The following is a 22,128-nucleotide window of genomic DNA, read 5'->3' as shown; positions in this document are numbered from 1 at the left end:
ACTTGTCAGCAGCCCGTGACCGGTGCTGTCGCTGTCACAAGCCATTCACGAGTGCTGCCGTTTACCAGTGGCATGAGTGTCTCCCGAACCTTCCGGTGATAGTCGTTCAGCCACCGGATTTCATCTTTGTTCAGAAGTGCCGGCTCGATCAGCTGAAGATCGATAGGGGCCAACGTCAGTTCCTCAAACTCCAGAAATCCGGGATGTGCGGAACATTCTTTGATGAAAACCAGGTTTTCAATCCTTATTCCGTATTCGTTCGCCAGATAGAAGCCGGGCTCATTGGATACAATCATTCCCGCCTCCAGAGGTACTTGCGAACTGGCTTTTCCAATACGCTGCGGGCCCTCGTGGACACTCAGGAAGCTCCCCACACCGTGACCAGTGCCATGGGCATAATCGAGACCCGCATCCCACAGGGATTTACGGGCGAAAGCGTCGATCTGCTCACCGAAGGTTCCTGCGGGAAAACGCAGGGTAGCGATGGCGATGTGGCCCTTGAGCACACGGGTAAAGTGCTCCCGTGCCGTCGCTGGAAATTCCCCGAGAGCAAGGGTGCGAGTGACATCGGTGGTGCCATCTGGATACTGACCACCCGAGTCGATCAGGTAGATGCCTTCCGCGTGCATTGTCTGGCTGGACGCCGGTGTGACCCGGTAATGGACGATAGCGCCATTGCCGCGGTAGCCGGAAATGGCGTCGAAGCTGTCGTCGTTAAACCCCTCGCGTTGCTCCCGTTTACTGCGCAGTAGTTGCACGGCTTCCAACTCACCGAAAGATTCCTGCCGCACCGCGTGGGGCAGCTCGGCAAGAAATTCGCACAGCGCTGCGCCGTCCCGAATATGCGCGGCGCGGCTGCCTTTCAGCTCGACAGGATTTTTACGTGCCTTGGCACCGGTAATCGGATCCCGCTGCGGAAAAATCTGTATGTCGCGATCGTCGAATTGTTGCAGGCTCCAGCAGTTACTCAACAGCGGGTCGGCCCAGACGCTTTGAACATGTCGATGCGTAGCGGCCCGGAACAGATCCTCTTTGTTGTGGACCAGCTCGACGCCGTGTCCCAGGTGCTGGCGCAGGGCATCTGTGACCGCCTTTTGAGCGAGATACAACGTAGCGCTGCCGTCCCGATACAATAGCCCCATGCTCAGTGCCACAGGCAGGTGGGGAATATCATCACCGCGGATATTGAACAGCCATGCGCAGACTTCCGGGTTGGCAAGCCATAGGGCATCCTGGTGCCTGTCGGCAAGCTGCCCGGCAATACGTGCGCGTTTTTGCGCGGACTCCTCCCCGGTAAAGACCAAAGGGTGGGGGCGCGCCGGACCACAGGGTGGAGCGGGGCGATCTGACCAGATCGCGTCGATGGGATTGGTGTCCAGAGGGCGTAGTCGTACCCCCTGTTCCTGCAATCGTTTTCTGAGTGGTGCAAGGCCGGGCTCTGTGTGCAGGCGTGGGTCGTAGCCGAGCGTATCGCCCTCTTTCAGGGCGCTGCTGAGCCAATCAGCTATTTCATCCGCGGACAGGCCTTTGAGCGCAATGGCCTGGTCGCCAACCTGTTGCTGTGCCTGGAGCGTGTAGCGGCCATCAACAAAAAGTGCGGCGCGGCGGTGGGCCAGAGCGGCGAGCCCGGCAGAGCCGTCAAAACCGGTGAGCCAGGCGAGGCGCTCATCGCAAGGCGGTACATACTCGTTCTGGTACTCGTCACACCGAGGGACCAGATAGCCCTGTACACCCTGTTCCTGCAGCGCCGAATACAGCGCGTCCAAGCGGTCTTGACTCATTGTTCACCTCGCTCATTTAAATGCTTTTTGCAGTCTAACAGCCCCCAGAGAAGTGCGCTCCCGTGTATAATGCGCGCCTGTTTTTTATCCAGTTCGATTGTGTGCACTATGGGTCAATCCTCTTCTCTGGCGGGCATCAATGGTCGCCGTACTTTTGCAATTATCTCCCACCCGGACGCCGGTAAAACCACGGTGACCGAGAAGTTGCTTCTGTTCGGGAACGCCATTCAGCTGGCGGGCTCGGTCAAAGGCAAAAAGGGACCACACGCGCGTTCAGACTGGATGACGATGGAGCAGGAGCGCGGTATCTCCGTGACATCCTCGGTGATGCAATTCCCATACAAGGAGCGGGTGGTAAACCTGCTCGATACACCCGGGCACGAAGATTTCTCGGAAGATACTTACCGGGTGCTGACTGCGGTTGATTCTGCGCTGATGGTCATCGATGGCGCCAAGGGGGTCGAAGACCGCACCATCAAGCTGATGAATGTGTGCCGCCTGCGCACAACACCGATCCTGTCATTTATCAACAAGCTCGACCGGGATATTCGAGATCCTATCGAAGTGATGGATGAGATTGAGGAGGTGCTGGACATCCAGGCGGCGCCCATCAACTGGCCGCTAGGCTCCGGTAAACTGTTCAAGGGCGTATACAACCTCTATACCGACACCATTCACGTGTTCAAGCAAGGTCAGGGGCACACCATTCCGGAAGATACCCAGATCAAAGGGCTGGACAGCGATGAAGCCACAGCGCTGCTGGGCGATGAGGCAGAAGAGATTCGTGACGAAATCGAGCTTGTGCGTGGGGCTACCCACGAGTTTGATCTGGAGGCCTATCGTGCCGGTAAACTGACACCGGTGTTCTTTGGCACGGCGCTCGGAAATTTCGGTGTGCGGGAAATGCTGGATGGGTTTGTTGAATGGGCGCCGGGTCCGCAGTCGCGGGAAACGAACGAGCGTGAAGTGCAGCCGGGTGAAGAGAAATTTTCCGGATTTGTCTTCAAAATCCAGGCGAACATGGATCCCAAGCACCGAGACCGCATTGCGTTTATGCGGGTCTGTTCTGGCACTTATAGCCGCGGCATGAAAATGAAACATGTGCGGATCGGCAAAGATGTGAAAATTGCTGATGCCGTGACTTTCATGGCTGGTGATCGGACCCACGTGGAGGAGGCGATTGCCGGGGATATCATAGGATTGCACAACCACGGTACCATCCAGATTGGTGATACCTTTACCGAAGGTGAGAGCCTGAAATTCACAGGTATCCCCAACTTCGCCCCGGAGCTCTTTCGCCGTATCCGCCTCAAGGATCCTCTGAAACTGAAGCAGCTGCAGAAAGGCCTGCAGCAACTCTCGGAAGAGGGCTCGACTCAGGTGTTTTTCCCTCTGGACAATAACGACATTATTGTCGGTGCCGTGGGGGTGCTGCAGTTTGAGGTGGTAGCCTACCGCCTGAAAGATGAATACAAGGTGGAAGCCATTTACGAGAACGTGAATGTGAACACTGCCCGTTGGGTCGATAGTGAAAGTGCCAAGGAGCTGGAAAACTTCAAGCGCAAGGCCAGCACTAACCTGGCTCTGGACGGCTCCGGCCACCTCACTTATCTCGCTCCCACCCGGGTGAATCTTCAGCTGGCTGAAGAGCGCTATCCAGAGGTGCGGTTCTACGCGACGCGTGAGCACTGATCCACTAATTTAATTCGCAGACTTTTGAAGAGATTCTTGCAGTGACAGCTGGTAAAAAAACAACGATCCCCACACAACTGCCGGAAGAGATGCCGCGCACCGGCAATTGGCTTACTCAGAAAGTCGGATTGCTGATTGTGAGAATGCTGGGGTGGCATTTTGACGGCGAGTTTCCACCAGAGAAAAAATTGATGGTGGCACTGGCGCCTCACACGTCCAACTGGGATTTTGTGGTGGCGATGCCATTTATCATGGCGCTAAAACTGAAAGCTTCCTGGTTAATGAAAAAGGAAGCTTTCTTCTTCCCTTTCAAAGGTCTGTTTATGTGGCTCGGAGGGATTCCCACCGACCGTCGTGCTGCGGGCGGAATGGCCAAACAGGTGGCGAGTCAGTTTAAGAATCACGAAAAAATGTGGGTCGCCATCACACCCGAGGGCACGCGCAAAAAAGCCACCAAGTGGAAAAACGGATTTTTGCGTATTGCTCATGCGGCTAATGTGCCCGTTCTGCTGGTGGCATGGGATTTCCCCACCAAGCGAATCTGTATCGATTCACTCTACCGGACGACGGGTAACCTGGATGAAGATATGCTCGAAATCCAGCGCCGGTTCAGTAAGTACCGCGGTCGTAACCCGGAAAACCAGACGGATTTGGCGAGTGCGGACTGACAGCTGACCCGATGACAGTCCCCTAGGGGGGAGCCTCCGGCCAAGCCTGTATTGTCGCATTGTGACGTCAAGGCTGTGTTTAGACGCAGCGCGCAGTGAATGGCCCAGCCCTTTACAACAGCTGTAACGTAGCAGATGCTGCCTTCAGGTCGCGCTCTGCGGGGCTTTCAGAGGTTCCCTGGCTGAAGAAGGAGGCATCACCGTTGACGATTTTTCTAACTCTGTGTATTTCCTTTGCGGTTTTTGCGCTGATTGTGTGGGGCTTAATGCATATGCGCACCCCCCGCTTCAGAATGGAACGCGCGCAGTTTCAGCAAGGCCTGGAAGATGTGATTGCCGGGCAAGCAGATGACAATGAATGGCGGGTGCTGACGGGCTACCCGATGCGGCACGACCCGCCTCTGGAGGCGTTGCGGCTGGAGTGCCTGAAAATCGAGGAAGAGGAGTACACCGGGAAAATGCCCTACCTGTTTTCCGCAGCCGGGCTGGAAAAACTGCGTAATGTACGTGAGCGGTTACTCGCTCTCCCCGGCGATGGACGTTAGTGAAATGGGTGTCACAAGACACGGTAGTAACTGCGATCTGACCAACAAAATAAATTCCACGAGTGGTAACTGGAGAAACCAATGATGAATCGAGTGTTGAAGCCTCTCGCGAGCGTAAGCGGGGGCTTGATGGCGGGATTGCTCATGGCCGCTGCACAGGCTGCGCCGCTGAAGCAGGAAGACCTGTCTGTAGCAGAAGTGTTGCGCGACCGGGCACTAGAGTCCTCCGATGCATACAGTCTGGTGGAGTCACTTACCGTCGAGGTAGGACCACGCCGCGCCGGTACTAAAGGCGACGAACGTGCTGTGGCCTGGGCGCAGCAGAAAATGAAAGATCTCGGTTTTGACCGGGTCTATACCGAGCAGATCGACGTGAAGCGCTGGGCGCGCGGTCACGCCCATGCTGAGGTGACAGCGCCTTTCCCGCAGCCGCTGGTGGTATCGTCCCTCGGCTACGGCGCCTCCACGCCAGAGGGCGGGCTCAATGCGGAGATTATCGAGTTTGCGGATGTGGAAGCCCTGATGAAGGCGCCGGCGCGCAAGGTAAAAGGCAAGATCGCTTTTATCAATAAGCGAATGGCGCGCGCCCGCACCGGTGAAGGGTATGGCCCGGCCGTTCAGGGGCGCAGCAAGGGGATGCGTGCGGCGGCCGAAAAGGGCGCCGTAGCTTTATTGTTGCGCTCTGTGGGAACCGATTCTGATCGCTTTGCCCACACTGGAATGATGTCTATCGATGGTGTGGCCAATCCAGTCCCGGCACTGGCTCTGTCTGCGCCGGATGCGAACCTGCTGGAAGCCATGCTTGAGCGGGGGAAACCGGTGGAGGTGAAACTGGATGTGCACAACGAGCCTCTGGCCGATGGCCCCTCGTTTAACGTAATTGGCGAGCTGGTTGGCCGCGAGAAGCCGGAAGAGGTCGTACTGATCGGTGCGCATCTGGATAGTTGGGATGAGGGCACCGGTGCCCTGGACGATGGTGCCGGGGTTGCCATCGTGATGGAGACGGCGCGACTGATTTCCGAGTTGCCGCAGCGCCCCCGTCGTACCCTGCGTGTGGTGTTGTTCGGCGCCGAAGAAATTGGTCTGGTTGGGGCCAGACAGTATGTGGACGTTCACCAGGACGAGCTGGACAAGATCATTATGGTGTCTGAATCTGACTTCGGCGCCGGAAAAATCTGGCGTTTTGATACCCGGATTCCGGAAAGCAAGTTCGCTATCGCGGACCAGATGATGCAATTACTGGCCCCGCTGGGCATTGAGCGCGGCAACAATAAGTCCTCCGGTGGCCCGGACAGCAGTGTATTTGTTGCGCGCGGTGTACCGGCCATAGGCCTGTACCAGGATGGTACCGATTACTTCGACTATCACCACACACCTAATGACACCTTGGACAAGGTAGACCCGGACAATCTGAAGCAGAATGTCGCAGCCTGGGTAGTGATGTCGTTTCTGGCGGCAGAAATGGAAGGGGATTTTGGGCGGGTTCCCACGGAGAATTGAATCTCAGCGGGCATTTCAAGTAAGTAACCACTGCAAATGGTGGACGGACCGCGCCCAGTGGGTGTGGACCGCTGTAGCGAGCCTGCAGGTTTTTATTGTTTACGGTTTGGCGGCGCTCGATTGACAATGTCAAAGTGCGTCGTCATGCTGCCATCACTTTCAACCGGCAAGTCAAGGAATACGAAAATGGCCAATATCACACTGAAAGGAAACCCGATTACCACCGTTGGTGAGCTTCCGTCTGTTGGCAGCGAAGCGCCGGCGTTTACCCTGGTGCAGGGTGACCTGTCCGAAATCACGCTGGACGATCTAGCGGGTAAGCGCGTAGTCCTGAATATTTTCCCGTCTGTAGATACTCCGACCTGTGCAACCTCCGTACGCACGTTCAATGAAAAAGTGTCTTCCCTGGAAAATACCGTGGTGGTTTGTGTCTCCGCGGATCTCCCGTTTGCCATGACCCGTTTCTGTGGCGCCGAGGGCCTGGATAATGTGAAACTGGGTTCTGCGTTCCGCTCCGAGTTTGGCCAGGATTACGGTGTGGCATTTGAAACCGGCCCGCTGAAGGGCCTGTTGTCCCGGGCAGTGGTCGTGATCGATGAAGGCGGTAAGGTCATCTACACCGAACAGGTTGCCGAAACTGCCGACGAACCCAGCTATGAAGGTGCCATCAGCGCTCTGTAACGGGAGCCCGGGTTACCTCCAGAGTAAAAAATGCCGCGGTCATTTCCGCGGCGTTTTTGTTTGTGGTGTGCGCAGTCCCTTTGGTCGATCAACTAGCGCGCTTCTCCCCGTAGGTCCAGTACGGTTTCCTGCAGGGCTTCTGCTTTCACGTCTGCCGCGGCCAGCGGGTCCCCCGCCACCACACTGACTCGCGACCAAAAGCGTCGCGGCAAAGTGCTAAATGCACTGCCATCTTTGTGGCTGAAAAAGCTGCCCCACAAACCGCGCAACGCCATTGGAATGACCGGCACCGGTGTGTGCTGCAGGATTTTCTCGATTCCGGCTTTAAAAGGCTGTAGCTCCCCATCTTTGGTCAGCTGGCCCTCGGGGAAAATACACAGCAGGTCGCCGTCTTTCAGCCCTTGCTCAATAGCTGTAAAGGCCTGTGCGTAACCATCCGGGTCTTGCTGTTTGGAGCAGATCGGAATGGCGCGGCTGGTCTTGAAGATAAAGTGCAGTACCGGAATCTCATAAATCGGTTTGTACATGATAAAGCGAATAGGGCGGCGCACGGCCCCGGCTAATAAAAGGGCGTCCACGTAGCTCACATGGTTGCAGGCAATAATTGCCGGCCCTTCGGCGGGGATCCGTTCCAGTCCTTCGTGATTTACCCGATACATGGTATGCGACAGCAGCCAGATCAGCAGGCGCATGGCGAATTCCGGCACCCGGGTAAACACGAATATGGCGACCGCCGCATTCATCAGTGCGATTACCAGGAAGAATTGCGGAATGGTGGCACCCAGCACATTAAGAAAAACGATGCCTAGGATGGCCGCTACCACCATAAACAGCGCGTTCATCACGTTATTGACCGCGATGATACGTGCGCGGATAGTCGCATCGGAGCGCTCCTGCATCATTGAGTACAGTGGCACGATAAAGAAGCCACCAAAGATGCCAATCAACGTCAGGTTGACCAGAATTCCCAGCGCGCCGTCATTCGCCCAGAAGGCTGCGACGGTGGTTTCCGCCGGTGGTTGGTAGTTGCCGGTGGCCGATGCCAGTAACACGCCGACGATGGTCAAACCTGCGGCACCGATGGGCACCAGACCGAGCTCCACCCTCCCACCGGACAGGCGTCCGCACAGCAGTGAGCCAATGGCGACCCCGATGGTGAAGCAGCACAGCAGCAGGGTAACCAGGGACTCGCCGCCCCCCAGCACATTGCGAGTCAAGCTGGGGATCTGGGTCAGGTAGGCGGCGCCCAATAACCAGAACCAGGAAATACCGACTATCGCGTAAAACACCGCGGGCGTTTTTGCGGCTTCTTTGAGAATACGGCCGGTCTGGGTTACCGGGTTGTAGTTGATCTGCAAGTCTGGCGCGGGTGGCACTGCCTGGGGAATTGCGCGGCTTACCAGGTAACCGGTAATGGCCGTGACCAGTATCACCGCGGAGATCCACAGCAGCCCGGGTTCACCCTCACCGGTAAAGCCCGCCAGCAGGCCGCCGACGATGGTGCCGGTGAGAATCGAAACGAATGTCCCCATCTCCACCAGTGCATTCCCGCCCACCAGTTCTGCTTTTTGCAGGTGCTGGGGCAGGATCGCGTACTTTACCGGCCCGAAAAAGGCGGACTGGACACCTAGTAAAAATAGCACCAGCAGGCACAGGTAATTGTTGCCGCTATACAGGGCACCGATACCAAACAGCACGATACCGATTTCCGCCAGTTTGATGCGGCGAATCAGTACGCTCTTGTCGACCTTGTCTGCCACCTGACCGGCGGTGGCGGAAAACAGAAAAAATGGCAGGATAAACAGGCCTGCGGCCAGGTTGATCAGAAAGTTCGCCTCCGCGGTGGCCAGGCGAAACGCGATCATCACGATCAATGCATTCTTGAATACATTGTCGTTAAACGCGCCCAGAGACTGAGTGCAAAAGAAGGGTAGAAAGCGACGGCTGCCGAGCAGCTGGAACTGGTTCTTGTGGGCCATTTTGGTCTCCCCAAAGTCCTTTGAGAACTATGGTAAGCCATTCAATCAGATAGGGGCAGGCCGAGCCTAAAGAAAAAGCCCCGCAGAGCGGGGCTTCGAAAGAGGCGATGGTGGTACTGATTACCAGATAACCACGCGCTCTTCTTCCGGCAGATACATACCGTCCCCTTCCTTCACGTCAAACGCGGAATAGAAGGCTTCGATATTCGGCAGTACGCCCTGAACACGGTACTCGGCCGGGGAGTGCGGGTCGGTCTTCAGGCGCTCGCTCAGAGCCTCGTCACGCATTTTGCTGCGCCACACCTGTGCCCAGCCCAGGAATACGCGCTGATCGCCAGTGAAACCGTCGATTACCGGTGCTTCTTTACCATCCAAAGACATCTTGTAGGCTTTGTAAGCAATGCCCAGACCAGACAGGTCACCGATATTCTCTCCCAGGGTCAGTTCGCCGTTTACATGCTCGCCTTCCAGGGGTTCAAAGCCGTTGTACTGAGCGACGAGCTTACCGGTCAGGTGCTCGAAGTTTTTCAGGTCGGAATCGGTCCACCAATTGTTCAGGTAGCCCCTGCCGTCAAACTTGGAACCCTTGTCGTCGAAGCCGTGGCCGATTTCATGACCGATCACGCCACCGATACCGCCATAATTTACTGCATCGTCCGCATTCATATTGAAGAAGGGTGGCTGCAGGATTGCGGCGGGGAACACAATTTCATTCATGGCTGGGTTGTAGTAAGCATTAACCGTCTGCGGGCTCATGCCCCACTCACCGCGGTCGAGAGGTTTACCCAGTTTGTCGCGCTCGTGCATGGTTTCAAACAGGGTGGCGGCGATGGCGTTGCCCACCAGGTCATCGGCGTCGACCTGCAGCGCGCTGTAGTCGCGCCACTTGTCCGGGTAACCAATTTTGGTGGTGAAGTTGGCGAGCTTGGTAAGAGCTTCCTTCTTGGTTTCCTCACTCATCCAGGTCAGGGATTCGATGGATTCCTTGTAGGCTGCCTTGAGGTTGTCCACCAGTTTGACCATGCGTGCCTTGGCTTCCGGCGGGAAGTACTTCTCGACGTACCGCTGGCCCACCAGTTCGCCCACTGAACCATTTACGAACTGCACTGCGCGTTTCCAGCGGGGTTCCATCTGCTGAACTCCGCGAATGGTCGTGCTGTAAAAGTCGAAATCGGTTTGTGCAATTTCCCTGTGCAGGTAGGGAGCGGCAGCCGATAGAACTTTAAGCTTCAGGTAGCGTTTCCAGGTCGCCAGATCCGTATCGGCGATGACCTGGTTGGCCGCTTCCAGGTAATCCGGCTGGCCGACCATAAAACTTTCGGCTTTTTCCAGATGCGCCTTGCTCAGGTAGCTTTCCAGATCAATGGCGGGCAGGAGCGCCTGCAGCTCAGCAACACTGAGTTTGTTGTAGTACTTGTCTGGATCGCGGTTTTCCACGCGGGTGCGGTGGTGTTCAGCGAGATTTTTTTCCAACTGGAAAATGCTCTCGGCATTTTCTTCCGGGTTATCCAGACCGGCGATTTTCTGCATTTTTATCAGATAGTCGCGGTAGGCCTGCTGGAGTTTCTGGCCTTTCTCCGAATCATCGAAATAGTAATCGCGATCGGGAAGTCCCAGCCCTCCTTGCCAGATAACGGTAATGTAATTCTCGACTTCTTTCAGGTCCTGCCAGATGCCTGCGCTGAAAGGGGTGCTGTAGCCTACGGTGTCCGCATAGGCGAAGAAGTCGCCCAGGTCTTTGTGTGACTGAATGGCATCAACTTTTGCCAGTTCGCCTTCAATAGCCTTAAGGCCTTTCTCTTCAATCAGCTCTTCATTCATATAGCTGTTGTAGAGGTCGCCAATCTGCTTGGCGGCAGCGCTGTTGGCGTGCTCACCGGCTTCCATGATCAGGGCTTTTACTTCTTCGGTGGCTTTGTCGCGCAGAATGCTGAACCCACCCCAGCGGGATTTGTCTGCGGGAATTTCCGTATTTTTTATCCAGTTGCCATTCACGTAGGAATAAAAATCGTCTTGTGGGCGTACGCTGGTGTCCATGGCGCTCAGGTCAATACCGGAGCTGAGAGCGGTAGTGGAGGCTTGCTCTGTGGACGGCTTGGTATCGGCACCGTCAACGGATGTATTGTCGGATTTGGCACAGCCGCCTGCAGTAGTAATGGCAGTGGCAATCGCCAGCGGTAAAAGCAGTTTTTTCATGGTTGGCCTTTTGGGCTTTTATTGGATTTAGTCCGGCTGGTGAGCCGGGCGAAGTTTGGTGACTCCCATAGTATGCGTGTGCGGGAGATACCGGCAAGCTTTAGTGCGGCGAGTGGTTGCTGTCAGGCGACGGGTATTGGGGCAGGTACCGGGGCATAAAAAAGCCCCGCAGAGCGGGGCTTTTTTGCGAACCGGGTTGAGATCAATCCGGTAGGCGGAAGGTGATGGGTACTGAGAAGCGATACTCTTCCATCTTCAGCTGCGCGGGCGTGGCAGGGTATGGCCCCGCGCGCTCTACGGCTTCGAGTGCCTCACGGTTCAGGCTGGAGTAGCGTGACTCCTGCAAAGTGCTTACGTTGGTGACGTTGCCGTTGCTGTCAATGGTGACATTCAGGCGCACGCTCCCTTCCTGGCCGCGCTCCTGAGCGCGTTTCGGGTAACGGATGTGCTTAAACGTGTGGCGCAGCAGCATGGAGTGATAGATCTGGCGTGCCAGAATCATATCCGCCGTCAGTGGAGCTTCGTCCTCTTCCTCCAGTTCTTCCTCCTCATCTAGTGGCGGGCTTGCTGGGCGGGTGGTGGTCGGCTTCAGCGGTTTCGGCTGCGTTGACGGGGTGGTGGCGGCAACGGCAGGCTTGGGTTCGGCGCGGGCGGAAGCCGGCTGGTCTTGCGCGGGCTCCTCGACGCTGGCAGCAGGCTTCTGGATAGCGGCGGCGCCAATTGCGGCGAGAGTGGGTGGTGGAATGTCCGCGGTCAGTTTGGGTTTCGCGGTAGCTACCTGTGCGGGCTTGGCGGGCTCAGGCTTGGTTTCGGCAACAGCTTCCTGTTCCGCTTCCTGCTCGTCGACCATTGCAGCAATCTGGGCAACCCGGTCCGCGCCCGGCTGCAGAGCTTCGTAGGTAGCCAGCAGGCCGGAATCCACCTGGCCTGCCGCGAGGAGGTTGTCGCGAAATTCGGTAGAGGGTGGGACGGGGCCGACCCAGGCACGCAGCAGGGTGTTGAAAAATTCGCGGTCTTCGATCATGCCGAGCATGATGTCGTTGAGCGAGACTGAGGTAGTGCCGGTATCCGGAGCGTAATCAATGCGCAGGTGGTCACCTGTCATCAGCCTGCCCTTAAACAGGTTGGCGAAGGTCACCATGTTATCCGCCTGGTTGGCGAGCGTGTCGCCAGCGTTATTGATCGCGATACCTTCCATCCACTGGTTACGGAAGCGACGTGCCGAGAGCCGATCAGCAATGATACGTACCTGCATGCTGCGAGGCATATTACTGTCCAGCAGCGTGCTGGCACTATCGGAGAGTTGTTCCGAGTAAACGCCAACGATATAGCGGTCTTTGTTGAATTGTTGCTCCAGAGCCAGTCCGTTCAGGAGCGGTGCCGCTTTGGCTGTCAGGGCCGAAGCGAACAGCAGCAGGGCAATGACGAGTTTTATCGATTTCATTTTTGCGTTGGTATCTTTTTGTCGCCGGATGGGCAGAAACCGGCAGGTAAAGCACTGAGTCCCCTTCCATTACCCCTGAGGATGATCAGTTGCTTCGGTCGCACCTTCCCCCCGAAAGGCGCGGCCCGGGTAAAATGCGCACCATACAGCGATGGAAAATTCATGCCGGGAGTGCCGGTCAGAAAGTGCCCACCAATAGCGCGATTTTGATCCAGGGTCTGCTCAACTCTACTGCAACTGCAATGGAGTTCAACCCTGAAATGGGTAAAATGTCTCGTTTTTTCAATTTCCCGAAATCCCGGGGCAGACACTCGTCACTTTACACCTAGAATGCGTGATCGGATGGTGCACAAAGAAAGCTACGGTGCGCAGAGGCGGTGCCGGGCCATTCCCACCGCTGCAATTGAATGTCGACGCAACAGTCAAGTTTTACATGGATTACAAGCTGCTTAGCGATTACCCGCGTGACGCCGTGGATCGCCTATTAAATGTTATTCACCTCTTCCGCGATATCCGCGCCACCAGTGAGTGGCAGTACGATGTATTGCTGAAACGCTCCCGCCTGGTATCCCTGAATCCGGGGGAGGCCCTGCTGCACGCTGGTGATGTGGACCAATGGGTATATTTTCTATTGCGGGGCGAGCTGCATGTGCATGTCGATGATGCCGCCGCTTCCCAGGACGACCGTCCTCTGGCTGTCATCCGCCCGGGCGAGGTGTTTGGGGATCTTGCCATGCTTCTGGCCGAGCCCCGCAGCGCTACCATTGTGGCCGCTCCGGTAGGACAGGAAATACAGGTGCTAGCGGTGGACTGTACGCTGTTTGGCGATCTGGAAGACTTTTCTCTGCTGCATTTACCGACCAAGCTGGTGTTTTACCGGAATATGGTGCATTCCCTACGTTGGAAACTTGAGGTGTACCGCTCCAAGTATCCCAACCACGAGCTCGCCAACAGTCATCGGCGCCTGAAATTGTACACCGGACCTAAAAACTGCAAGGAAGAACTGATGGCTCTGGCAGACCAGGCGCGGGATCTGGCGCGGATTCTGCTTGATTGGAATGCAGAATTCGGTGCCGGGCAGCTCGCCACTGAAGAGTCGGACATGTCTGATTTTCTGGAATCGATCCTCTCCTGACTTTCGCAAGATTTCTCACCGCTGCCCTCATGGCGGTGAACCTGCAATCTCGGTCCGGCGTATAGTGCCGGACTGGCTGTCTGCGGTGTCCATGTCCACTGCGTCTTTCCAATGCTCTGTGCCGCTTTCCGTCCTTAGGTAACAGCTAGCTGACCTGAATTGACGTGCAGTCGTGGCTTTTGCCTGTGGATTTCGTAATTCGGCAGCTTTGGACGCTGCACCCTTCATGGATTGTGCATAAAATCCACACTTAACAAATTTCAAATATTGCAGTCAGGAATGCGGGTATGAGTTTTCTGTTGGGGCTCTGGCGACAACGCAACTATCGTGCGGCGGTCATTGTTGGGGGAATGGCGGCCATCTGGCTGCTGAGCGGTCTGCTCGTCGAAAGTGACAACGGATCGGTGGACCCAACGAGTAGCAGCCGGTCATCTGTGGCACCCGCCGAGAGGGTTAAGGTTCGGGGGAGGTATATAGAGGCACAACCCTATACCACACGTGTTGTGGTCAATAGCCGTACCGAAGCCAATCGCAGCGTTCAGCTGCGTGCCGAGCTTGATGGTGTGGTGGCGGGGCTGCCGGTCGACGAGGGTGACCGGGTCAGTAAGGGCGATGTGATCTGTGAGCTGGCTGCCGAGGATCGACCTGAAAAGCTGACACGAGCGCGGGCGGCCTTGAAAAAGGCGGAGCTGGATTTCGCCGGTGCGCAAAAACTGAAGGGGCGGGGCCTGCAGTCGGATTCGGCAATGGCGCAGCAGCAGGTGGCTCTGTCCAGTGCACGCGCTGACCTGAAGCGTGCACAACTGGATGTGCAGAACCTGAGCATCCGCGCCCCCTTTGACGGGGTGGTAAATAGTAGAGCTGTCGAACTTGGGGATTTTGTTCGTCGAGGTGAGGAGTGCGCAACCATTCTGGACCTGGACCCGATGCTTCTTGTGGGAGAAGTTTCCGAGTCGCAGGTGGCTAATCTGATGCCTGGCGCACAGGCGAGCGCGCAATTGCAGGGTGGCGCGGTGATGGAGGGCAGTCTTCGCTACGTGAGCCAGCAGGCCCACCCGGTCACCCGCGCATATCGTGTGGAGGTAGCCGTCGCCAATGGCGAAGGCACGTTGCGCAGTGGTGTGAGTGCGCGCATGGCGCTGCCCACCGGCCAGCTGATGGCACACCGTATCAATTCTTCGCTGCTGACGCTCGATGACGCGGGCCTGCTGGGGGTGAAGGTTCTCGATAATGAACACCGGGTGGCATTTCACAGTGTCCGCCTGGTGAGTGATGAAAATGAGGGAGTGTGGGTTGCCGGGCTGCCTGCACGGACACTGTTGATTACCGTGGGGCAGGAATATGTCAGTGTCGGTGAACTGGTGGAACTCGAGCTGGAGAATTCTGCCGGTGACCTGCCTGCACCACTGTCCGGCGATGGTGGTAGTTCAGGCGGTCCCACGGCGGTATCCGCGCAGCAAACTTCCCATCGAGGGCAGCAGCCGGAGGAGTCGCAGCAATGAGACTGTTGGAAGGAGCTGTTGATCGTTTTCGCAGCAGCCTCAGCCTCATGGTTCTCATCGTAATCATGGGGATTGCGGCCCGCGGTGCCATGACGGTGGAGTCCAGCCCGGAGGTCAATCCGCCGATCGTGATTGTTCAGGTCATGCACGAGGGGATATCCCCGGAAGACGGGGTGCGCCTGCTGATTCGGCCATTGGAGCAGGAGATTCGCGCGCTTGAGGGGGTGGAAGAGGTTATGGCCACCGCTCGGGAGTCACTGGTGTATCTCGTTATCGAGTTCGACTCCGCGCTGGATATAGATGCTGCTGTGGATGAAGTACGCAATGCGGTGGACCGGGCAAAGGCGGAGCTGCCCCGCGATGCGGAAGAGCCGATCGTAGAAGAGGCATCCGCTCAGCCATTTCCCGCAATCGTCGTGACCCTTGCGGGCAATGGGGCAAGTGAGCGGGAACTGCTGCGCAGTGCGCAGGTTTTAAAGCGCAAAATTGAAAACGTCAGTGAAGTGCTGAGCGCCGATATCAGTGGCAACCGGGAAGAGGTGGTTGAGGCGATTATTGACCCGGTACGGCTCGAGCACTACCAGATTACCAGCGGTGAGCTGATCAATGCGGTGCTGGGCAATAACCTGCTGATCCCCGCCGGTGAGATGGATGTCAGTAAGGGGCGCTTCTCGGTCAAGGTTCCGGGGCTGATTGAAACGGCCGATGATGTGTACCAGATCCCGTTGAAGCAGTCCGATGACGGGGTCGTTACCCTGGGTCAGGTGACGGATATCCGCCGTACCTTCAAGGACGCGACCAGTTACACCAGTGTGAATGGCCGCCAGGGGCTTTCCATTAACGTGGAGAAGCGCACCGGCGCCAGTGCGGTAGACCTGGCCGACAAGGTGCGCGCGGTAGTCAATGCCGAGCGCGACTACTTGCCGCGAGGGGTGGACGTAGATTTTGTCTTCGACCAGTCTGATTGGGCGCGGGATATGGTCAGTGAAATGGAGGGCAATATCCTTACCGCCATGTTGCTGGTGATGATCATTGTGGTGTCAGCCCTCGGCTTCCGCTCCGGATTATTGGTCGGGCTTGGTATTCCATTCTCGCTATTATTTGGCTCCATCATCACTTGGCTTCTCGGCTACTCGTTTAACTTTATGGTGATGTTCGGGATGCTGCTGGCGCTGGGAATGTTGATCGACGGCTCCATCGTGATTACCGAGTTTGCCGACAGGAAAATGGCAGAGGGGCTCAGCGCACGTGCGGCATACTCCATTGCGGTGCGGCGGATGTTCTGGCCGGTGGTCGCATCCACGGGTACGACACTGGCCGCATTTCTACCCATCATTTTCTGGCCGGGAGTCGTGGGCGACTTTATGCGCTACCTGCCGGTAACTGTATTCGCAGTGCTGGCGGGATCTCTGGTCTACGCGCTGTTTTTTGCTCCGGTACTGGGCTCGGTATTTGGCAAAAGTGATATGGATCTACCAACCCAGCAATACCTCAAGCAGCTGGAAAACGGTAATCCTACCGAGCTTAGCGGCGTTACCGGCTTCTATGCCCGTGCGCTCGCACCGATTGTCCGTCACCCACTGGTTTCTTTCGGCAGTACTATCGCGGTGCTGATCGCCATCTTTATCGCGTTCGGCAAGTTCAACCCCGGGGTGGAATTCTTTACCGAAACTGAGGAGCAGTATGGCAACGTAGAAGTAAGGGCACAGGGGAACCTGTCATTGGAGGAAAAACGGGCGCTGGTCACCCAGGTAGAGGCCGCCGTTATGGATGTGCCGGAGGTGCGTGTGGTGTATACCGCTATTGGCTCCGGTGGTATCTCGGGCAACCAGGAAAAGGCTCCCGATCAGATCGCCAATCTGCTGGTGGAGTTACACTCCACCGAGATGCGCGAGCGCAAAAGTCGGGAGATATTTGCTGATATCCGGGAGCGCACCGTCCATTTCGCCGGGATAAAAACCAGTGCCAAGGCCTTTGAGGGCGGCCCACCGGTTGGCAAGGATATCGTGCTGGAGCTGCGCAGCCGTGATTACGATCGTTTGCTCGCTGAGACCTGGCGGTTGCATCGGGCACTGGAAAACGATTTCGGCGGTGTGCGGGATATCATCAATACAGCGCCACTGCCGGGTATCGAGTGGGAGGTGAACGTCGATCGTGCCAAGGCGGCGCTATATGGCGCGGACCTCACGGGCGTCGGGCGCGCGGTGCAGCTGGTCACTAATGGTGTGTTGATGGCGGAATATCGCCCCGACGACTCCGATGAGGAAGTGGATATCCGTATTCGCTACCCGGATTATGCCCGTGGAATTACTGCGTTGGACGCACTGAAGGTGAATACGCCCGGTGGCGCTGTGCCGGTCAGCAGTTTTGTCTCCACTGTGGCTGGACCTAAAGTCGACAAGATTGAACGTATTGATGGTATTACCCGCATGCAGGTAAAGGCCGATGTCGAAGATGGGGTTCTCGCCGATGACAAAGTGCGGGAGATCCGGAAGTGGCTGGACGCGAACCCGCTGGACGACCGTGTAGAGCTGCTTTACCGGGGGGCTGACGAAGAGCAGAGTGAATCGCTGGTATTCCTGCAGGTCGCCTTCTCTCTGTCACTATTCCTGATGTTTATCTTACTGGTTACCCAGTTCAACAGCTTCTATCAGTCTGCACTGATTCTATCATCGGTGATTATGTCTACGGCCGGGGTCATGCTTGGTCTGACAATTACCCAGAGCACCTTCAGCGTGATAATGACAGGGGTCGGTATTGTGGCGTTGGCGGGGATCGTGGTGAACAACAATATTGTACTGATCGATACCTACAATTATGTGCGTAAATCCGAACCGGAGCTGGATGCCGGGGCTGCTGCGGTAAAGGCCGCTGCACAGCGTTTGCGCCCGGTCTTCTTGACCACAGCGACCACGATTCTCGGTCTCCTGCCCCTCGCGTTGGGGGTGAGTGTGGATATGGTTGGCCGGGATGTGGTGGTAAACGGAGTGATCGCCTCCTTCTGGGTGAAGCTGGCCAGTGCGATTGTGTACGGACTGAGCTTCTCAACCCTGCTAACCCTGATTGTTACACCGGTAATGCTGGCCCTGCCTTCGGTGGTGAAGGATCTGATTCAGGGGCTAATCCGGAAGTTTGGCCCGATTGGTGCGGGAGCGCTTCGTTGAGGAGCGCCTGATTACAGGCAAAAAAAACCCCGGCGAGCCGGGGTTTTTGCATTCTGCTAGCCAGAATTGACCGATCAGGACTTGGCCTTTGGTGGACGGCCACGGCGAGCTGGTGCTTTCTTGGCAGCGGCAGATTTGGCCGGGCGACCGGGCTTCTTCTTGGCAGCACTCTTGGCTGGGCGGCCAGGTTTTTTGGCGGCTGGCTTCTTGGCTGCGCTTTTGGCGGGACGGCCAGGCTTCTTCTTGGCCGCAGATTTGGTCTTGGCTTTTGCTTTCGCAGCCGCTTTTTTGGCAGCAGCGGCAGCCTTTTTCTTGGCGGCAGCAGCTTTCTTCTTCTCAGCGGCAGCCTTTTTCTTAGCGGCGGCAGCGGCTTTCTTCTTCTCAGCAGCGGCTTTCTTTTTGGCAGCAGCAGCAGCCTTCTTGGCAGCAGCGGCGGCTTTCTTCTTGTCTGCAGCGGCTTTCTTCTTGGCAGCGGCAGCGGCCTTCTTGGCAGCAGCAGCGGCTTTTTTCTTCTCTGCAGCGGCCAGCTTCTTGGTGATTGCTGCTTCTTCTTTGGCTACGGCCTTGGCGATCTTGATTGCCAGTTTGTTGTCGGCGGCGATGGTTGCCAGCTTGGCTTTCGCGTCAGCCGCAGCGGCTTTGGCTGCAGTTGCTGCTTTCTTGGCGGTCGCGGCAGCAGCTTGAGCAGTCTTCAGCTGCTTCTGCTGAGCTGCGGATTTCTTCTTCGCGCGTACTGCCTTTACCTTGTCAGCGGCAGCTTGTGCTTTTTTGGCAGCTTTGTCAGCCTCTTTGCTGGCTTTATCCGCTACCTTCTTTGCTTCAGCTTCCTGGCCACTGCGAGCCTTTTCCAGTTGAGCTTTCAGTGCGGAGAGTTCTGCTTCCAGTTTTGCTACGTCACTTACGCGAGAAGCGCTACTTTTACGTACGGCCATAAAATATCCCTGTGTCTAAATTTAGTATTTAGGTGTTATTTTGGATGAGTGGAATTCATCGCGCTAATTGCAGCTTATTTATATACTTGAATGCAAGTGTTTTCAGGGTGTTTTTACTCCGTAATGAATAAAATTAAGGCTTTTTTTACTTTTTTCACCTTCTCATGGCTGTTGGTCTGCGGATTCGGTGCATTGATCCCATTATTGGGGAGTGCAGCTACCACTGAAAAAGTTGCCTGGCTGGGTGTAATAATTAATGCACTGGCGCTGCCGCTCTGGATGCTGATGCGATTTTTACGACCTCAGAAATTAGCGGGGGACTTACGTGAATCCACGGCTTTTTTTGCGGTTTTGGCAGGGCTCGCACTGACTCTGCTGGCGGATACCCAGCGTGGCTTGCCAATCTATCTTGTGCTTTTCAATCTTTTTGCCTTTTTGATTTACCTGTACCACCTCAGTGCGATATCCCACCCACACATGCCCGCTGTAAACGAGGAGTTTCCTGAGTTGAGCGATCGTGAGGGGCGGCAGCATAAAATTGGCGATTTTTGTGCGGTAAATGGCTTGAGTGGTGTCTTTGTAATATTCCTTCGGGGCAGTTATTGTGCCGATAGCCGTCACCAGCTGGTAGCGCTACAGGAATTGCGCCCTGAATTTGAGCGGAAGAAGATTGGCGTGTTGCTGTGGAGTGCTCAGCCCCCTTCTTCCTGGCCGGCTGATTTGTTGAAGCCACTTTCTGACTCGCCTGTGTTTTCTGACGAGGTTTCACCGCTAGCCGGGCCCGCCCAATTTGTCGCCCGCCATGGAGCTCCGCTCCTGGTTTCTCCCTGGTTTGCTGATGCAGTCCGGCCGAGTGCCTGGCTGGTGGATGACGAAGGCACTATTTTGTGGCGAGCGCTTCCTGGCAGCTATCGAACCCTGCCGAGTGCGGAGTTATTGCGATCCCAGTGTTATCGGTTGCTGGACTGAACGCGCGTCGAAGTGGAAACGCCATGTAGCGCATATGAAAAAGGGCGTATCGGTGAAAGCGATGCGCCCTTTTCTAATATTTAGCCTTTATCCTCTAGCCCTTTCGAGCTCGATGCACGTCAGAGTGGGCCATAGGGTAAATAGCGATTGTCGGAATGTTCCCGTATCCACATTAGTTGATCTTTATTCAGGGGCGCCTTGCGTTGGCGCAAAGACTTGGCCAGGGGAATCACCGGTGACTCGGCGCCGCCGGGCCAATCGAGCCTGGATTCCGCGAGCGTGAAAAAGCGGATTAATCCCCAGATTTGCTGTGGCTGCCAGTGTGAGGCTTCTTGTAACCACCGGCTGGCGGGCAGGCCGGCCAGCCAGTGCGCAGGCTTTAGCGCATCGGGCAGCGTCGCGGAATCAAAAGTGGGGGCGCTCATTGCTGCCGGGGCTGCCGCGCAATCTGGATCCACGGCTTTTGCCGGGTCGCAGCCCATTAGCGCCAGAATCTGTTCCAGCAGAGCGCGGTCAATTTCCTGACCGGATTGATCATTGGAAGCCTGATTGGCAGGCTCCCAGGCGCCGACACTCATAGTAACTCCTATATAAAAGCAGGCCCGGGTCAGATTTGCCCGGGTGTCGCAGGCGCGAATTATACATAGATGGAAGGGGGGGAGCCGAGGGTGCCGGTCGTGGTTAAATGGATGTGAGGCAGGGAATTCTGCATAATCCACATATTCCTTTGGTATGCGTCCAGATCCCGCGAGGGCCTGCCGCAAGAGCTGACTAGCTTCCGCTATGGAGTCACATGAAGACCATCGACAAGCCGATCGCCGCGCAAAAGCGCATCGCACTGGTTGCCCACGACAACCGTAAGCAAGGGTTGATAGCCTGGTGTGAGAAGCACCGGGCGATATTGCAGCAGCACCAGCTTCTCGGCACTGGCACCACCGGGACCCAGATTGAGGCCTCCACCGGTATGCCTGTGGAAAAACTGTTCAGCGGCCCAATGGGAGGGGATCAGCAGCTAGGTGCCAAGATTTGCCAGGGGGATGTGGATATCCTGATTTTCTTCTGGGATCCGTTTGAGCCCATGCCCCATGACCCAGACGTAAAGGCGCTACTGCGTATCGCAGCGGTGTGGAATATACCGGTAGCGTGCAACGCCAGCAGTGCGGATATGATGATCCATTCTGCGCTGATGTCGCAGAGTTTCGCCCGTGAAGTACCTGACTATCAGGGCTATCTGGCGGCCAGAACCGGTGAAATTGCTGTTTAATTTGTAGCCTTTTTCTTAGTGGTGACTCTCTAACTTATTGATTTTTAAGGGGATCGCGGCTACGTGGCAGGTTGCACTTGCATTGATGGCCATTTCCCGGCAATCTTCCCCACCTGATTAGACCGGTGAATCCGGCGAATTCGAATCAAAAACTGTACGGTGTTTTATGAGTAGACGACGCGGTAAGGCCGTAGAAGAAGAAAAAGCAGACATCGACCTGACGCCCATGTTGGACGTCGTATTCATCATGTTGATCTTCTTCATCGTGACGGCATCCTTCGTAAAAGAGAAGGCGCTGGACGTGAACGTTCCTGATCCGGATCAGACCGAGCAGACTCCGCCCGATCCAGACAAGCAAAACATCCTGATCAGCGTCAACTCTGCTGACGAGATCTGGATGGGCCCCACCCGTGTTGACAGCCGTGCAGTACGTGCCCGTATCGCTCAGCTCTTCGCGGAGAATCCACAGGCTATCGTGATCATTCGTGCGCACAACAAGTCCAGTGCCGACACCTATGTGACCATCGCCGACGCGGCGAAAGAGGTAAACCCGAATATTCAGGTGTCCCTCGTACCTTACGAAGATTGACCGTCAGGGTTGATCTTCGTCGAGAGCCCGGCTCTCACAGGATGGAAAAGCCAGCATTTGCTGGCTTTTTTTATGCCTGTGATTTCT

The 22,128-nt window shown here is 56.2% G+C and carries 17 protein-coding genes; 11 read left to right on the top strand and 6 right to left on the bottom strand.

The annotated features are described in order from the left end of the window. Window positions 1-5 precede the first annotated feature (5 nt). On the bottom strand, window positions 6-1,781 hold the full coding sequence (locus AU11_RS07890; protein ID WP_043317731.1) for an aminopeptidase P family protein: 1,776 nt from the start codon (window positions 1,779-1,781) through the stop codon (window positions 6-8). Window positions 1,782-1,889: 108 nt separating this feature from the next. On the opposite strand from AU11_RS07890, the gene prfC reads away from it, so the two are divergent. The 5 genes from prfC (at window position 1,890) to tpx (ending at window position 6,867) form a co-directional block, all read left to right on the top strand. Then, window positions 1,890-3,473, top strand: a complete 1,584-nt coding sequence (prfC, locus tag AU11_RS07885; RefSeq protein ID WP_051687094.1) for a peptide chain release factor 3 — start codon at window positions 1,890-1,892, stop codon at window positions 3,471-3,473. Between the two features lie 41 nt (window positions 3,474-3,514). After that, window positions 3,515-4,141: a lysophospholipid acyltransferase family protein gene (locus AU11_RS07880; protein WP_231491704.1), complete on the top strand. Its 627-nt coding sequence runs from the start codon at window positions 3,515-3,517 to the stop codon at window positions 4,139-4,141. A 203-nt stretch (window positions 4,142-4,344) separates the two neighbouring features. Next, window positions 4,345-4,686 (top strand): hypothetical protein, encoded by a 342-nt coding sequence (locus AU11_RS07875; RefSeq protein ID WP_043317729.1) that lies wholly within the window; start codon window positions 4,345-4,347, stop codon window positions 4,684-4,686. 129 nt (window positions 4,687-4,815) lie between these two features. Then, window positions 4,816-6,186: a M20/M25/M40 family metallo-hydrolase gene (locus tag AU11_RS07870; protein WP_231491702.1), complete on the top strand. Its 1,371-nt coding sequence runs from the start codon at window positions 4,816-4,818 to the stop codon at window positions 6,184-6,186. A gap of 186 nt (window positions 6,187-6,372) precedes the next feature. After that, window positions 6,373-6,867: a thiol peroxidase gene (tpx, locus tag AU11_RS07865; RefSeq protein WP_043317725.1), complete on the top strand. Its 495-nt coding sequence runs from the start codon at window positions 6,373-6,375 to the stop codon at window positions 6,865-6,867. Between the two features lie 92 nt (window positions 6,868-6,959). Here the strand turns inward: tpx and AU11_RS07860 are convergent, their stop codons facing one another. From AU11_RS07860 to AU11_RS07850, 3 genes are all read right to left on the bottom strand, one after another. Further along, window positions 6,960-8,846 (bottom strand): MFS transporter, encoded by a 1,887-nt coding sequence (locus AU11_RS07860; RefSeq protein ID WP_043317723.1) that lies wholly within the window; start codon window positions 8,844-8,846, stop codon window positions 6,960-6,962. 120 nt (window positions 8,847-8,966) lie between these two features. Beyond that, on the bottom strand, window positions 8,967-11,042 hold the full coding sequence (locus tag AU11_RS07855) for a M13 family metallopeptidase (protein ID WP_043317721.1): 2,076 nt from the start codon (window positions 11,040-11,042) through the stop codon (window positions 8,967-8,969). 202 nt (window positions 11,043-11,244) lie between these two features. After that, a complete protein-coding gene (locus AU11_RS07850; protein WP_043317720.1) occupies window positions 11,245-12,486 on the bottom strand; it encodes a TonB family protein in 1,242 nt (413 codons plus the stop codon). 364 nt (window positions 12,487-12,850) lie between these two features. Here AU11_RS07850 and AU11_RS07845 point away from each other — a divergent pair, with 364 nt between their 5' ends. The 3 genes from AU11_RS07845 to AU11_RS07835 all read left to right on the top strand — a co-directional run bounded on the left by AU11_RS07845 (window position 12,851) and on the right by AU11_RS07835 (window position 18,287). After that, window positions 12,851-13,621, top strand: coding sequence for a cyclic nucleotide-binding domain-containing protein (locus tag AU11_RS07845; RefSeq protein ID WP_231491681.1), 771 nt, complete (start codon window positions 12,851-12,853; stop codon window positions 13,619-13,621). A 287-nt stretch (window positions 13,622-13,908) separates the two neighbouring features. Beyond that, window positions 13,909-15,123: an efflux RND transporter periplasmic adaptor subunit gene (locus AU11_RS07840; protein ID WP_081847985.1), complete on the top strand. Its 1,215-nt coding sequence runs from the start codon at window positions 13,909-13,911 to the stop codon at window positions 15,121-15,123. Further along, entirely contained in the window at window positions 15,120-18,287 is a 3,168-nt protein-coding gene (locus AU11_RS07835) for an efflux RND transporter permease subunit (RefSeq protein ID WP_043317718.1), read from the top strand. The genes AU11_RS07840 and AU11_RS07835 overlap by 4 nt, the downstream gene beginning before the upstream one ends. Window positions 18,288-18,361: 74 nt before the next feature. Here AU11_RS07835 and AU11_RS07830 read toward each other — a convergent pair whose 3' ends face one another. Further along, complete coding sequence (locus tag AU11_RS07830; protein WP_043317716.1) at window positions 18,362-19,219, bottom strand: hypothetical protein; 858 nt, start codon at window positions 19,217-19,219, stop codon at window positions 18,362-18,364. A 123-nt stretch (window positions 19,220-19,342) separates the two neighbouring features. Here AU11_RS07830 and AU11_RS07825 point away from each other — a divergent pair, with 123 nt between their 5' ends. Continuing rightward, complete coding sequence (locus AU11_RS07825; protein WP_043317713.1) at window positions 19,343-20,188, top strand: redoxin domain-containing protein; 846 nt, start codon at window positions 19,343-19,345, stop codon at window positions 20,186-20,188. Window positions 20,189-20,307: 119 nt separating this feature from the next. Here AU11_RS07825 and AU11_RS07820 read toward each other — a convergent pair whose 3' ends face one another. Next, window positions 20,308-20,766, bottom strand: coding sequence for a hypothetical protein (locus AU11_RS07820; protein WP_043317711.1), 459 nt, complete (start codon window positions 20,764-20,766; stop codon window positions 20,308-20,310). Window positions 20,767-20,981: 215 nt separating this feature from the next. On the opposite strand from AU11_RS07820, the gene AU11_RS07815 reads away from it, so the two are divergent. Together AU11_RS07815 and AU11_RS07810 are read left to right on the top strand one after the other, a co-directional pair. Then, the gene (locus AU11_RS07815; protein WP_043317709.1) at window positions 20,982-21,452 is read left to right on the top strand and encodes a methylglyoxal synthase; all 471 of its coding nucleotides are present in this window, start codon (window positions 20,982-20,984) and stop codon (window positions 21,450-21,452) included. A 166-nt stretch (window positions 21,453-21,618) separates the two neighbouring features. Then, window positions 21,619-22,041 carry a biopolymer transporter ExbD gene (locus tag AU11_RS07810; RefSeq protein ID WP_043317707.1) on the top strand — a complete coding sequence of 141 codons (423 nt, stop codon included), beginning with the start codon at window positions 21,619-21,621 and terminating at the stop codon, window positions 22,039-22,041. Window positions 22,042-22,128 lie beyond the last annotated feature (87 nt).

The organism is Microbulbifer sp. HZ11, assembly GCF_000708675.1.
Classification (GTDB): Bacteria; Pseudomonadota; Gammaproteobacteria; order Pseudomonadales; family Cellvibrionaceae; genus Microbulbifer.
The sequence above is the reverse complement of the archived record's forward strand: the minus strand, read 5'-3'. Positions and strand labels throughout refer to the sequence as shown.